Below are 14,479 nucleotides of genomic sequence, written 5' to 3'. Positions count from 1 at the left end.
TCAGTAAAGCCGTTTCTACCGGCATAGCTTGCGTTTCATGCAGGCCGCAAGATCAAACCTCTTCAATCCGCAAAGCAACAGGCTCACCTGCCACCACATCCGTGTTTCGGCACCCGTCCAGCGCAACGTCCAGTGCGGCGCGGGTGGTTTTGTGAGTGACGATCAGTACAGGCGCTGTGCTTTCAGCATGGGCATACTGGCGCATCCTGTCGATCGAAACACCGGCATCGCCCAAAATGGCAGCCACCTTGGCCAGTGCACCCGGTTTGTCCAACAGGCCCAGCCGCAAATAATAGGGCGCAGGCAGTCCGGTGACGGCCGGTTTGGCGGCCTCGAGCGAGGTGGCAGGCCGGCCAAAGGTCGGGATTTGCAGTCCACGCGCCAGATCGCAAACATCGCCCATCACGGCGCTGGCTGTTGGACCTTCGCCTGCTCCGGGACCACGCAACACGACCTGTTCGACCGAGTCGCCTTCGATCACCACCATATTGGTGCCACCCTCCAACTGACCCAGAGGTGAGTCGCTAGGAACGAGGCAAGGTTGCATACGTTGCTCAAGTCCGCGCGCGGTGCGCTGCGCGACACCCAGCAGCTTGATGCGAAAGCCCATGTCTTCGGCCTGATCGATATCGTCGAGGCTGATTTGCTGAATACCTTCAATCTCGATGCCGTTAAAATTTGGTTTGGTGCCAAAGGCGATTGAGGCAAGCAATGCCAGTTTATGCGCCGCGTCGATACCGCCCACGTCCAGATTGGGGTCGGCTTCCAGGTACCCAAGTTCGGCGCACTCATCGAACAGGGCATTATATCCCTGACGCTGCGATTGCATCCGTGTCAGGATGTAGTTGCAGGTGCCGTTCATCACGCCCATGACGCGGGTGATCTCGTTTCCGGCCAGACCTTCGGTGAGGGTTTTGATCACCGGGATGCCGCCAGCAACTGCAGCCTCAAAGCGGATGACACGACCCGCGGCCTCGGCCTGTTCTGCCAACTCCTGACCGTGGATGGCCAACAATGCCTTGTTGGCAGTGACAACATCTTTGCCCGCGGCCAAGGCCGCCTCGACCGAAGCTTTGGCGGGGCCGTTTTCGCCACCCATCAACTCGACATAAACATCGATATCGTCGCGTTTCGCCAACGCGACTGGATCGGTTTCCCAGGCATAACCCGACAGGTTTACACCGCGATCTTTGTTGGGATCTCGTGCAGACACAGCCGCGATCTCAATCGAACGGCCTGTGCGCGCTTTCAGCAAGTCGGCATGGCGGCGGACAATCTTGACGACACCGACGCCGACTGTTCCCAAGCCCGCAATTCCCAGCCGCAGTGCCTGTGTCATGTCGTGTGTCCCTTTCCGCCGGAATCTAACTGAATTCGGACGTTTGTCCGATCAGCGCTGCCTTATCGGGTTCGGACCAAGGGTGCAATCCGTCACCGGGCAATTGTAGGGGTGAAATACCGCGCTTTAGTTGGTGGGTGCGTTTTGCAGCGCTTCTGCCTTTTGCGCCAATGCTTCGCTGCGCTGTGTCAGGTCGTCTTCAACCGCTGCAGCCTCGCTGACCGGATCAATGGCAGGCCCTAGTGTTTCTTGCAATGGAACAAGGCGCGGGTAGGGGGCTTTTTTGACCGAGGCCGCTTCGCTGCCTTCCAACTCGGGGAAATCTGCGCATCCGGCGCAAAGAAGAACAAACGGCAGTAATGGCAGCAGTTTCATTGGGTGCGCTTTTTCTGGTGTTACGTGCCCCATTGTGATGCACGTTTTGGCACCGTCGATCAAGCGGGGTTCTATCTGAACGATTGTTCATATATTGTGGGTGCATGGCACGAACTCAAGGCTCTCATTCCGACATAACCGGCCCACGCATTCGCAAGGCCGCACTGAACCTGTTTGCGCGTCACGGCTATGCGGCCGTTTCGATGCGGCAAATCGCAAAAGAAGTCGGCGTGCAGGCCGGGGCGTTGTACAACTACACACCTGACAAGCAACATTTGTTGTTCCGGTTGATGCGGGAACATATGCAAGAGCTGCTTTCGGCACTTGGTGACTTGCAGCAAGGCCAAGACGCACAAGAAGCGCTGCGCCATTTCGTGGGGTTCCATATCCGGTTCCACCTGCAACGCCCCGATGAAGTCTTTATCGCGTATATGGAGTTGCGAAACCTTACGCCTGAGAACTTTGCTGAAATTGAGGACCTTCGCCGACAGTACGAAAACGCACTGGAAAACATCCTTCACACCGGACAACAGGCCGGTCAGTTTGCGATACCGGATACCAAGATTGCAACGCTTGCTGTGATTGCCATGTTGAACGGTGTAATGACCTGGTACCGATCCGGTGGCCGACTGTCGCTGGATGAGGTCGAACAGATCTATTGGAACATGGTGCACAAAGCGGTGACGGCCTGACAAGGTCAGACCGCCATTATGCTAGTGCGCGGGGCGAATGAACGTCCCGTTTCGCAGTTCCCGAAACGCCTGTTCCAGTTCGGTCCGGGTGTTCATCACGATGGGACCATGCCATGCGACTGGCTCATCGATTGGAGCGCCAGATATCAACAGGAACCGAACACCTTCCGGGCCTGCCTGAACCGTGATTTCATCCCCGGTGCCAAAACGAACAAGGGTCCTGTCGCCGGACATGTCGCGGATGTTGACCTCTTGCCCTGCGACCTCTTTCTCCAAGAGCACTCCTGCCGGCTGCGATGCGTCGGCAAAGGCGGCCTGGCCCTGAAACACATAGGCGAAAGCCCGGCGATAGGTGTCGATCCGAAACGTCTTTTTCACACCTGCCGGGACAGAGATGTCCAGGTATTGCGGGTCTGCCGCGATACCATCTACAGGCCCGGTTTTGCCCCAGAATTCTCCGACAATCACCCGCACGGTCGTGCCGTCGTCATCGGTGATTTCGGGAATGTCCTTGCTTTGAACATCCTGATACCGAGGGGCGGTCATCTTCTGGTCTGAAGGCAGGTTGCCCCACAGTTGGAATCCGTGCATCTGGCCCGAGGCGTTTCCGTGCGGCATTTCCTGATGCAAAATACCTGAGCCCGCCGTCATCCATTGCACATCGCCAGCACCTAAGGTGCCAGTGTTGCCCAATGAATCGGAATGCTCGACCGATCCAGCCAGAACATAGGTGATCGTTTCGATCCCCCGATGCGGATGCCAGGGAAACCCGGCCTGATAGTCCTGTGGCCGATCGTTTCGAAAATCGTCGAACAGTAGGAAAGGGTCCAGTTCCGATGGGTCCCGAAACCCGAATGCACGATGCAGCTTTACACCGGCCCCTTCCATCGTGGGAATAGCCTTGCGCGTTTCCAATGTAGGTCTGAGAGACATGGTAACCTCCGGTTCGTTTGAGCAGCATTTAAGTTCTGCGCTCATGCAGTCAATTTGCGCAAATAAACCAAACCTGTGCGAATTTGCAGCGCAAGCAAACCTCTGTTGTTTCTCGTTCAAAGTAGCTAAGTCGAGTGGGATGAAACAGGAGGCTTCCATGCAGGACGAAGTGCTGGCAACGATTCAGGCATCCACGCCCAGACGTTGGGCCGGGGTAGGGATGTTGACGACGGTCGGGGTCTTGGTGACTTACGTCGCCGTGGTATCGCCACCCGAACCGGTGTGGCAAATCTTCCTGTTTGCAATCGGCGGAGCGTCGCTTTGGCTGGCATATTCAGTCTGGCGCGCAACCGAAGACTGCATAGAGCTGACTCAGACCGAGATACGTTCGGGGTCCGGAGAAGTCATTGCAAAAGTGGAAAACATCGAGGCCGTGGATCGGGGTGTCTTCGCATTCAAACCGTCAAATGGTTTTCTGGTTCGTATGCGTCACAAAATGCCGAACCGTTGGGCGCCCGGTCTGTGGTGGCGCGTGGGCCGCAGGGTTGGCGTGGGCGGCATGACAGCTGCCGCCGAGGCCAAGTTTATGTCAGAAGCCTTAGGGCTGATTGTCCACACAAACGACCGGGGGACGGACTAGGTCACAGGCAACTTTAGTGCCAAATCGGGGTCGCGTGAAAATGAAGTTTCTAAAGGTGATACCCGTCGCGAAATCCCAACCGGGTTTAAACGTGGGAATATACTCATTGGAAGTTTCAACCAAGATGAGCGTATCCTGATCCGGCATCGGGGGAAGGCGGTCTTTGATTTCGTGAATGTTGGTATCGTTCCATTCCGAGTCATACCCGCGTACAGTCGACCAATCCACATAGTGACGATCATCTGTTTCGTCGAAGCGGATCAGCGACATCCGAACAAAAACATCTGATCGGTTGTTGATCATTGCGCCCATCAGGTCATGAAGCGAATCGACATAAACATCTGTTACCGCGGTTGATTCACGCGAGATGAGGTCGCTAACCGTATAGGCCGCCTTAAGGTTGGACGCGCTTTGGCGAAACCCTTCAAAGGCGGTAAAGGTAAACGTTATCGTCCACAGCAACAGCGGAAAGATCATGAGGGCTTCGACAGTCAGGATACCACTTTCATCTTGCTTGAATGCACTGATCCGGCTTTTGACTTTTTTGAGTACAGTCATCGTTTTACTGTGGCTCCTGTACGAATGCCGTTGTAGCGGTCACAGCATAGTGGCCGGTTTCATCGACGACGGTACTTGCGATGACCGAACTTTCCAGTACGGGGTCGATACGCAAGCAGGCGCGCAAGATCATGAGTTCATTTGATGCGCCGCTTTTGAAATCCAGAACCGGTTTGGGATCTTCTGAACTGTCAGTGCAGGGGATGTCATCCGAAAGCACGATACCATTGAACGCATTCTGGCGGATCATTTGAAGCCGCAAGTTGGAATTGCAATCCTGAATCCCAGAAACATCACAAATCCGGTCCTTGATTACATCATGATTCCAGGTGGTGCCCGTACCAAGACGAATGTCCCGTACGACCAGATCCACACCACGTTCCAGCGCTGCGTGTTTCATGGTGATCATGGACAGTTCTCCGCCAATGCCAAGAAAGGCCAGGAAAAACGGAACGATCATGACAAACTCAATTGTCGCGTTGCCAGAATCAGACCGCTTGAACCTGCGAAGGTTTGACAGAGTTTTGCGGATCATTGGGTCAGCCTCAGTTTACGGATGGACGACGCAATGGATGCAAACGCCTCATCCAGATCCAATCCGTCTACATTGTATACGTGGCTGTCCGAGCTTGCGCAGGACTTGATGGTGTTCAAGCCACTGGTCGGCGCTTCGAATGCGATGCCATAGATGATGACACCTTTGTTCCTGGCTGCGCCACAGATATTGGCTGTGCGCGTGTTTTTTGTCGACGATCCCACTGACTTTCTGAGGTTGTAGTACCAGTTATTTTCATGATTGCCCTGCCAGTAGAAATTATTCTTGGCATTCCACCAAAGCGAAGCCCGATTGAACAGTTCCGGATACGACAGGCGGTTCGCCGTTCCAATTTCCTCGTTCGACGGGTTTTCGTTCGGAGGATTCCCGAAAGGATGTTCTGCGGTCACATAGTTACCGTTGTTTTCCTTGGTATGCTGCATCCACACCCACCGATCCGGGTTGAACCCATTCGGGTCTTGATAGTAACGAATGCTATACTCACCTTTACTGCCGTCCGAGCGAACGAAGTCAGGATTGAACCAGACTTCAGTCTGCCCACTGCGAACCGACGAATCCAACATATACTGAGTGGTGTTCTGCCCGTCAGTCATCACGATCACGACTTTCAGTGTATCCGAGTTATAGGATGCAGGGCGATCGGAGAACTTCGAGGGAACCTTGCCCTCATTCGCCAGGCTGCTAACCACCGGCTTGAATGTCGGATCCAGCATACCGGCACCCCATTTCATGCCTACATCAATGGATGTATTGCCGCTGGCGGTCAGGGCATCAATGCGATCATGCAAATACTGAACATTGTTAGTGACTGGTGTAATCTCACTGCCCGCGCGAACGGGGCAAACCAGATAGGCAGGGGGTTCACCATCGGTCGTTCGGCCGTTTACAGTCGCGCTCGTGTAACGCCAGGGGTCAAAATGGCCGGTGCGTTGGTAAGATGTACCTGGGTCCAGCGTCGCCGAGCTAAACTGTCCTGACGTGAAGTTGACGCAATGAGAATAGTTGTGCTCTGAGGATACGTTGTTGAATTTGCCCAGAATATCCCCGCCTGCATTCACTTGGGTTGCATAAGGTACAATCGACATCGAAATCTGCGTTTCACCCGATTCCTCGAGCATTTTGGTGACAAACCCTTTCGCTGCCGTTCGCAGAACTTCGATTTTCGATTTTCCGGCGGTTGCAGAAGACCGCGTCATGGAGCCGGACATATCCAGTACCAGCGAAATTTCCACTGAACCGATCGACTCGATGGCTGTGCTTGCCGCATTCATGTTCAGTTCGGTCACTGTACCGAACCTCAAGTAACGGGTTGGCATAACAGCCTTTGCTGTCGCGGCAACTTTTCTTGACCCAAACCCTTCGGTGACGGTTACAGTCTTTTCAAGATGGCCCAGCCCCGCCTTCTCCATATAGGAGTCGACCACTTCCTGGGGGGGCAGCTTTTGGTCAAGGTCCGCCGCTGCCAGCACCGCACGGTCCAGCGTGGATTGCAGGCTTGCCCGATCGCGTTCATAGGCCATAAAATCCATTGCCATGCCGGTGATGGCCAGCATCAGGATCAGAATAAGCAGCGTGAAAATTGTAAAAGTACCGTCTTCGTTTTCGGCAAACTTGCGAATTTCAGATGGCTTGCGCTTCGGCTGAGCGCCGTTTTTCAAAAGCGAGAATGTGTTCATTATCATGACTCCGCGCCGCACATCATTGATGCGGACAAGAAAAGAACTTTGCGTTAACACTAGCCTTCAATCGTGGCGCGAATTGGGCAGAAAAGGCTTGGTTTTGGCCTTTTTGCGCACTTTTCAGCTATAAAGACGGCCGCTATGCGCCATCTGTCAGTGAATTGAAAACAATCCGTTAAGGTTTGAGAAAGAGTGGGCGACTCATCTTCAACCGATCAGAGCTTTATGACGGAAATGATGAAAAAAAGTGCATTGTTTGATTGCAGCATGTTCTAACTGGTGCGACAAAACGACATGACGTCGCGTCTGATACCTAATCGGAGGATTGTATGACCAGCATCAAAGAACCCAGCTTTCGTGAAAGCGTTGATCTGATGTTCAACAGGGCGGCGTCCCTAATGGACCTGCCGCCGGGATTGGAGCAAAAGATCCGGGTTTGCAACGCGACCTATACCGTTCGGTTCGGTGTACGCTTACGCGGTGAAATTCACACATTCACGGGGTATCGTTCCGTGCATTCCGAGCACATGGAGCCTGTCAAAGGCGGCATTCGCTACGCAACAGCGGTGAACCAGGACGAAGTTGAGGCGCTGGCCGCTCTGATGACGTATAAATGCGCTCTGGTTGAAACGCCTTTTGGCGGATCGAAAGGTGGATTGTGCATCGACCCACGCAAATACGAAGAATATGAGATGGAGCAGATCACCCGGCGCTTTGCCTATGAGTTGGCCAAGCGTGACCTGATCAACCCGTCCCAGAACGTCCCGGCCCCGGATATGGGAACGGGCGAGCGTGAGATGGCGTGGATGGCCGACCAATACGCACGGATGAATACGACTGATATCAACGCGCGCGCCTGTGTGACCGGGAAACCTTTGAACGCGGGCGGCATTGCCGGTCGGGTTGAGGCGACGGGACGCGGCATTCAATACGCGCTGCGCGAGTTTTTCCGTCATCCCGAAGATGTCCAGAAAGCCGGTCTGTCGGGCAAACTGGACGGCAAACGCGTCGTCGTGCAGGGATTGGGCAACGTGGGGTATCACGCGGCCAAGTTCCTAAGTGAGCAGGACGGTTCAATCATTGTTGGTATTATCGAATGGGACGGCGCGCTTTATAACCCCGAAGGTATCGACGTCGAAGCGGTTCGGCAGTGGATCGTCAAACATGGCGGCGTCAAGGATTATCCCGATGCAACGCATTCGGCCGAAGGTGCTAGCGTGCTGGAATCGGAATGCGACATCCTGATCCCGGCTGCTTTGGAGGGGGTGATCAACCTGTCCAATGCCGAACGGATCAAAGCCCCATTGATCATCGAAGCAGCCAATGGGCCGGTTACGGCGGGTGCGGATGAAATTCTGCGTAAGAAAGGCACGGTGATCATACCGGACATGTATGCCAACGCGGGCGGTGTGACCGTTTCTTACTTCGAATGGGTCAAGAACCTCAGCCATATTCGCTTTGGCCGGATGCAGCGCCGTCAGGAAGAAGCCCGGCATGAGTTGATCGTCAGCGAACTGGAGAGGCTGGACCGCTATTTGGGTGATGCCTGGACCATGTCGCCCGACTTTAAGTCGCAATATCTGAAGGGGGCCGATGAGCTGGAGCTGGTTCGGTCCGGTCTGGATGACACCATGCGCATTGCTTACCAGTCGATGCGCGAGGTCTGGCACAGCCGCGATGATGTCGAGGATCTGCGGACGGCGGCCTATATCGTGGCCATCGACCGCGTTGCGAAAAGCTATCGTGCCAAAGGGCTCTGATCTTAAATTGAGTGGGGCAGGTCGGCCGCCCCGCTCTGACGCTGCCGTGATGCCAAGTGTCGAAATGGATGATGGCAGCCCATAGTTCTGACGGGTAAGCTGTGCCGAAAGAAACGAATCCGGGAGAACCCCATGTTGCGTATCGCCATCGTCGCGGCCTTGCTTGCCACCCCTTCACTGGCTCAGGACAGCGCCGAGCAAAGCTGTAAATATCAGGCCGATGTGGTGGCCGCGATCCAGAAGGCGCGGTTGGACAAGGTCAAAGAGCGCGACGTCGCGCAGGCGATTACGGACAACTCGCCAACTTGGCCGGAAAACTATAACGCGGCCATTCCGCTGATTGCGCCTTGGGTCTATGAACAAAAGATGCGCGATGTGCGCAAGAAGGACCTGGGCGCGGCGTGGTTGGAGCTGTGTCTGCAGCAATAATCCACAACCAAGCCAATTCTCTGTGGATAAGCCCGCGCCGTCCCCTTGGCGCGGGTTGTCATTTCTGGCAGGTTTGATCCATGTCTTTGCCCCCCGGATTTCTGGATGAGTTGCGCACCCGGCTAAGCCTGTCTCAGGTCGTTGGGCGCAAAGTCATGTGGGATCAGCGCAAGTCAAATCAGGGCAAGGGCGATATGTGGGCCCCATGCCCGTTTCACCATGAAAAGACAGCTTCGTTCCACGTGGACGATCAGAAGGGGTTTTATTACTGCTTCGGTTGTCATGCGAAAGGTGACGCCATCAGCTTTGTGAAAGAGACCGAGAATGTCTCGTTCATCGAAGCGGTTGAGATTCTGGCGCGTGAGGCTGGGATGCCCATGCCCGCCCGTGATCCCAAAGCGCAAGAAAAGCAGGACCGCCGGTCGCAATTGGCCGATGTGATGGAGCAGGCGGCGCAATTCTTCCGCCTGCAACTCAAGACCGGGGCGGGGGCATCTGCACGTGATTACCTGATAAGCCGTGGTCTGGATGCACAAGCACTGGATCGGTGGGAGATTGGCTTTGCCCCGGATGGTTGGCAGGCCTTGTGGGATCATCTGCGCGGAAAGAATGTGGCTGAGGATCTGATCCTTGGGGCAGGGCTGGTCAAGCCCTCGAACAAGGGAAAGAAGCCGTATGACACCTTCCGCAACCGCATCATGTTTCCTATTCGCGATCCGCGCGGGCGTTGCATCGCGTTTGGTGGGCGGGCTATGGACCCAAATGACAACGCCAAATACCTGAACTCGCCCGAGACCGAATTGTTCGACAAAGGGCGCAGCCTGTACAACCATGGACCCGCGCGGCAGGCGGCAGGGAAAGGGCAGCCGCTGATCGTGGCCGAAGGGTATATGGACGTAATCGCGCTGGCCGAGGCTGGCTTTGGCGCGTCGGTTGCCCCCTTGGGCACCGCGATCACCGAGCATCAGCTGCAATTGCTCTGGCGCGTTTCCAATGAGCCGGTCATTGCGCTGGATGGCGACACGGCAGGTTTACGCGCTGCGATGCGGGCGGTCGATTTGGCCTTGCCGTTGCTCGAGGCGGGAAAATCCCTGCGCTTTGCGCTGATGCCCGAAGGCAAAGATCCTGACGATCTGTTGCGGGCAGAGGGGCCGGGCGCTGTTCAGACTGTACTGGAAGGTGCCATTCCGATGGTCAAACTGCTGTGGCAGCGGGAGACTGAGGGAAAGATCTTTGACAGCCCAGAGCGCAAGGCGGCGCTGGACAAATCCCTTCGGGACAAGATTAAACTGATCCGCGACCCGTCGATCCGCTCGCATTATGGGCAAGAGATCAAGGATTTGCGCTGGCAGCTTTTCCGTCCCCAACGCCAGCCGCAGAACCGACAATGGCAACCGCGTGGGAAATGGCAACCGCCGCAATCGGCAACGCCGGGTGCGCGTTCATCGTTCCTGGCCTCGTCCGAGACGGCTGATATCCAACTGCGCGAGGCAGCCATTCTGGCCATCGCCATCCTCAACCCAAAAGTTGTCGTGCAGTTCGAGCACCAGCTTGAGGATATGGAGTGTCACGATCCAGATCACGCAGCGTTGCGCGACGTTGTCCTGCGTCATGCGATCGATGACCCGGACCACCTGAAAGACCACATTATGGAGTCTTTAGGCCCCCAGCCCCTTGAAAACCTGCTGGCCCTTCGCCATGTCGCAGTGATCCCCTGCGTGTACAAACCGGGCGACGTTGAAAAGGCCGAGATGACGCTGGCCGAGGAACTCGCAAAGATCAAAGCGCTCCAGGGGTTGGATGCTGAGATTGCCGAAGCGGCAGAGGAATTGTCTGATCTGGCCGATGAGGCGCTGACATATCGGCTGGCGCAAGCCGCCGAAGAGCGCAACCGCACAAGCCGCAGCCAGAACGAGGACCGGGCCGTGTTCGACATTGCCGACAATGGCGCGCGAATCAACCGCGACGAGAAAGACGCGTTCAAGGCAATCATGTCCGGCATCAATTTTGAACGGAAACGCCGGTAAAATGGTGTTTTCGTAAGGCACTGGAAAAGAAAAACGGGTAAACGGGTGGCCGAATCACTTCAACGCGCTAATGATTCGGTTCAAACGAATCACCCATCCCTGCAGGAGCATTGAATGGCCGCCAAGGATACAAACGAAGACCGCAAATCCGACGAGCAGGAACAGGAAATCTCGCTGGACATGAGCCAGGCTAACGTCAAGAAGATGATCGCCGAGGCCCGCGAGAAAGGTTACATCACCTACGACCAGCTCAATCAGGTTCTGCCGCCTGATCAGGTCAGCTCGGAACAGATCGAAGACGTCATGTCGATGCTGTCCGAGATGGGCATCAACATTATCGAAGATGAAGAAGCCGAAGAGGAAGAGAACAAAGGCTCGACCGAACTGACCACTACCGATAGCAACCGCGAGGTTGTGTTGGCCGGGGCCGCCACCGAAAAGCTGGACCGCACTGATGATCCCGTCCGCATGTATCTGCGTGAGATGGGTTCCGTTGAACTGCTGAGCCGCGAGGGCGAGATTGCCATCGCCAAGCGGATCGAGGCCGGTCGCAACACCATGATTGCCGGTCTGTGCGAAAGCCCACTGACCTTCCAGGCGATCACCATCTGGCATGACGAGTTGCTGTCCGAAGACATTCTTCTACGGGATGTCATTGATCTGGAAACCACGTTCGGCAACCAGCTGGACGACGATGGCGATGTTGAAGAACCGGTGGTTGATACGTCGGCGGTGCAGGCGGCGAAGCCGGCCAAAGACACCGGCCCAGAGCTGGATGCGGATGGCAACCCGCTGAACAACGATGATGACGACGACGATGATGATCAGGCCAACATGTCTCTGGCCGCGATGGAAGCGGCGCTGAAAGATCAGGTTCTGACCACGTTGGAACGCATCTCGACCGACTTCTCGATGTTGTCGGAGATGCAGGACAGCCGGATTTCGGCTACGTTGAACGAAGACGGCACGTTCAGCGCAAAGGACGAAGAGACCTATCAGAAACTGCGTGCAGAGATTGTCGAACTGGTGAACGGTTTGCATCTGCACAACAACCGGATCGAAGCGCTGATTGACCAGCTTTATGGCATCAACCGCCGGATTATGTCGCTGGACAGTTCGATGGTGAAGCTGGCCGACCAGGCCCGTATCAACCGCCGTGAATTCATCGACGCTTATCGCGGGCGCGAGCTAGACCCGAACTGGATGTCGGATATGGCTGAAAAGCCGGGCCGCGGTTGGCAAATGTTCATCGAACGTTCAACTGCCAAGGTCGAAGAACTGCGCAACGATATGGCGCAGGTCGGTCAGTATGTTGGTCTCGATATCTCTGAATTCCGCCGCATCGTGCAGCAGGTTCAGAAGGGCGAGAAAGAGGCGCGGCAGGCCAAGAAGGAAATGGTCGAAGCCAACCTGCGCCTGGTGATTTCGATCGCCAAAAAGTACACGAACCGTGGTCTGCAATTCCTTGATCTTATTCAGGAAGGTAACATTGGCCTGATGAAGGCCGTGGACAAGTTCGAGTACCGCCGCGGCTACAAGTTCTCGACCTATGCGACCTGGTGGATCCGTCAGGCGATCACGCGCTCGATCGCGGATCAGGCCCGCACGATCCGTATTCCGGTGCACATGATCGAAACGATCAACAAGCTGGTCCGGACCGGCCGTCAGATGCTGCACGAAATCGGTCGCGAACCCACGCCGGAAGAACTGGCCGAAAAGCTGCAAATGCCGCTCGAGAAGGTTCGCAAGGTGATGAAGATCGCCAAGGAACCGATCTCGCTGGAAACCCCGATTGGCGACGAAGAAGACAGCCAACTGGGCGATTTCATCGAGGACAAGAATGCCGTGCTGCCACTGGACAGCGCCATTCAGGAAAACCTGAAGGAAACCACCACACGGGTTCTGGCCTCGCTCACGCCGCGTGAGGAGCGGGTCCTGCGGATGCGTTTCGGCATCGGTATGAACACTGACCACACTCTGGAAGAGGTTGGCCAGCAGTTCAGCGTGACCCGCGAACGAATCCGTCAGATCGAGGCGAAGGCGCTGCGCAAGTTGAAGCACCCCAGCCGGTCACGAAAACTGCGGTCTTTCCTGGATCAGTAAGTCGAAAGGCGCCTCACCCGAGGCGCCTTTTTTTATTCGGTCATCACGATGGCCTGTTCTCTCATCACATTGGCGGGAAATCACACGGGATGGGCGGTGCCCCTGTCTATATCGGTTTTGTCCACTCATGGGACAGGGCCGGGGCGAGGTTTTTTGGCTGATGACCCCCGGTCTCGCGTCCGAAGGGGATGCTCGACGCGGGTCTTGAAGGCGCTTGGCGGTTGGCCAGTCCAGCGCTTGAATGCGGTTGAGAAGGCGGCCTGATCTGCATACCCAAGTGAAAATGAGATCTCTGACAGAGACATCTGGTTGGTCAGGAAGGTCTGGGCCAGATCGCATCTTAGGTCGTCCACGATGTCGCGATAGCTTGTGCCTTCTTCCTTAAGACGCCGGCTAAAGGTTCTGAGGCTCATTCCAAGGTCAGAGGCGATAGTCTCGGCCTGCGGGATCGTGCCGGGCAGGGACCCGGTGATAAGCCCTTCGGTACGTGCGCGGATCGAATGATCGGGTTTCGTGCATTCTGCCAACAGACGTTCGCCGTATTCCAGCAGATGCTCGCGCAGTTTAGGGTCATAAGTCGGTACCGGTATATCCAGCGCCGAGAGAGGCAGGACAATCTCAATCTTCTCCGACCCAAAGACCACTGGAAAACCTGCGAGTTTTTCAAACCTTTTGGCGTGATCCCCAACCTTGTGCTGAAACCGTATCTCAATTGGGTTCAGGTTGACCTGAGTCAGGTTCCGCATTCTTGCGAGGGCCGCGAAGATCAGAAATTCTGTGCGTCGGTGAAAACGGGCGAACCCTGCATCTTTCCAATCGGCTTCCAGAGCAGCAAAATTCCCGGCAATGCGCAGACTGAGCGCGATAGCCGGGTCAATGATTCCGTGAAAACGTGAAAGATTCTCCATTACCTGTTTTAGATCGCGTGAATACTTGCTGATATAGGCCGTCACGGTCGAGGCGGATGTAACCTCAAGCCCTGTACGGGCCGCAAAGGTAATGTCTTTGGTCGCGTCACAGGCGTAGCGGACGAACAGGGCCTCTTTCTGAATGCTGCAGGTTTCAACCGGAGGGGCGATGTCCTGCGGCCTGAGGCCGGTTTTCTTCAGGACAGCCCGAGACATATCATGATTGCCGCTGTGGCGATCGAGCGCCTGAATAAAGAAAAGAAGACGGCCAACATTCACGTCCATCGCACAACAATACCTTACGATTACAAAACCATAGGCAGAATATCACAAAAATCTGCGTGATAGTTGGGTTTTTCGCGACCTTCTGGCAGCAGATGGCCGAACCAAAAAAAGGATTGACCGGATCGCGCATGTTCATATTGGGTCAGGCCCCCAGATAAGCTGTGTTGCCGGGTCAGCACCTTTATGGGGATGAGG

At 55.6% G+C, this 14,479-nt stretch carries 13 protein-coding genes; 6 read left to right on the top strand and 7 right to left on the bottom strand.

All coding sequences use genetic code 11. The annotated features are described in order from the left end of the window. Nucleotides 1-52 precede the first annotated feature (52 nt). Both ALB80_RS03830 and ALB80_RS03825 read right to left on the bottom strand, forming a co-directional pair. Entirely contained in the window at nt 53-1,339 is a 1,287-nt protein-coding gene (locus ALB80_RS03830; protein WP_050602709.1) for a homoserine dehydrogenase, read from the bottom strand. 126 nt (nt 1,340-1,465) lie between these two features. Then, nucleotides 1,466-1,714: a hypothetical protein gene (locus tag ALB80_RS03825; protein ID WP_050602708.1), complete on the bottom strand. Its 249-nt coding sequence runs from the start codon at nt 1,712-1,714 to the stop codon at nt 1,466-1,468. Nucleotides 1,715-1,818: 104 nt separating this feature from the next. Here ALB80_RS03825 and ALB80_RS03820 point away from each other — a divergent pair, with 104 nt between their 5' ends. Beyond that, a complete protein-coding gene (locus ALB80_RS03820; RefSeq protein ID WP_050602707.1) occupies nt 1,819-2,406 on the top strand; it encodes a TetR/AcrR family transcriptional regulator in 588 nt (195 codons plus the stop codon). A 21-nt stretch (nt 2,407-2,427) separates the two neighbouring features. Here the strand turns inward: ALB80_RS03820 and ALB80_RS03815 are convergent, their stop codons facing one another. Continuing rightward, nucleotides 2,428-3,339, bottom strand: a complete 912-nt coding sequence (locus ALB80_RS03815; protein WP_050602706.1) for a pirin family protein — start codon at nt 3,337-3,339, stop codon at nt 2,428-2,430. A 157-nt stretch (nt 3,340-3,496) separates the two neighbouring features. Between ALB80_RS03815 and ALB80_RS03810 the strand changes: the two genes are divergently transcribed. Next, the gene (locus ALB80_RS03810; RefSeq protein ID WP_172677854.1) at nt 3,497-3,979 is read left to right on the top strand and encodes a hypothetical protein; all 483 of its coding nucleotides are present in this window, start codon (nt 3,497-3,499) and stop codon (nt 3,977-3,979) included. Here ALB80_RS03810 and ALB80_RS03805 read toward each other — a convergent pair. Genes ALB80_RS03805 through ALB80_RS03795 form a run of 3 tightly spaced genes read right to left on the bottom strand, consistent with a single transcriptional unit; the run spans nt 3,938 to nt 6,769 of the window. Continuing rightward, the gene (locus tag ALB80_RS03805) at nt 3,938-4,537 is read right to left on the bottom strand and encodes a TadE/TadG family type IV pilus assembly protein (protein ID WP_050602704.1); all 600 of its coding nucleotides are present in this window, start codon (nt 4,535-4,537) and stop codon (nt 3,938-3,940) included. The genes ALB80_RS03810 and ALB80_RS03805 overlap by 42 nt on opposite strands. Nucleotides 4,538-4,541: 4 nt before the next feature. Beyond that, on the bottom strand, nt 4,542-5,072 hold the full coding sequence (locus tag ALB80_RS03800; RefSeq protein WP_050602703.1) for a TadE/TadG family type IV pilus assembly protein: 531 nt from the start codon (nt 5,070-5,072) through the stop codon (nt 4,542-4,544). Beyond that, nucleotides 5,069-6,769: a Tad domain-containing protein gene (locus ALB80_RS03795; protein ID WP_253276811.1), complete on the bottom strand. Its 1,701-nt coding sequence runs from the start codon at nt 6,767-6,769 to the stop codon at nt 5,069-5,071. The genes ALB80_RS03800 and ALB80_RS03795 overlap by 4 nt, the downstream gene beginning before the upstream one ends. Nucleotides 6,770-7,101: 332 nt before the next feature. Here ALB80_RS03795 and ALB80_RS03790 point away from each other — a divergent pair, with 332 nt between their 5' ends. From ALB80_RS03790 to rpoD, 4 genes are all read left to right on the top strand, one after another. Beyond that, nucleotides 7,102-8,532: a Glu/Leu/Phe/Val dehydrogenase gene (locus tag ALB80_RS03790; protein WP_050602701.1), complete on the top strand. Its 1,431-nt coding sequence runs from the start codon at nt 7,102-7,104 to the stop codon at nt 8,530-8,532. Nucleotides 8,533-8,664: 132 nt separating this feature from the next. Next, nucleotides 8,665-8,961 carry a hypothetical protein gene (locus ALB80_RS03785; RefSeq protein WP_050602700.1) on the top strand — a complete coding sequence of 99 codons (297 nt, stop codon included), beginning with the start codon at nt 8,665-8,667 and terminating at the stop codon, nt 8,959-8,961. 80 nt (nt 8,962-9,041) lie between these two features. Next, nucleotides 9,042-10,988 (top strand): DNA primase, encoded by a 1,947-nt coding sequence (gene dnaG / locus ALB80_RS03780; protein ID WP_050602699.1) that lies wholly within the window; start codon nt 9,042-9,044, stop codon nt 10,986-10,988. 114 nt (nt 10,989-11,102) lie between these two features. Next, nucleotides 11,103-13,091 (top strand): RNA polymerase sigma factor RpoD, encoded by a 1,989-nt coding sequence (gene rpoD, locus ALB80_RS03775; protein ID WP_050602698.1) that lies wholly within the window; start codon nt 11,103-11,105, stop codon nt 13,089-13,091. 125 nt (nt 13,092-13,216) lie between these two features. Here the strand turns inward: rpoD and ALB80_RS03770 are convergent, their stop codons facing one another. Beyond that, entirely contained in the window at nt 13,217-14,215 is a 999-nt protein-coding gene (locus tag ALB80_RS03770; protein WP_253276810.1) for an AraC family transcriptional regulator, read from the bottom strand. Between the last annotated feature and the right edge of the window lie 264 nt (nt 14,216-14,479).

Source organism: Ruegeria sp. 6PALISEP08, from assembly GCF_001238295.1.
Classification (GTDB): Bacteria; Pseudomonadota; Alphaproteobacteria; order Rhodobacterales; family Rhodobacteraceae; genus Ruegeria.
Note: the sequence above shows the minus strand (reverse complement) of the source record. Positions and strands in the feature narration are given on the sequence as shown.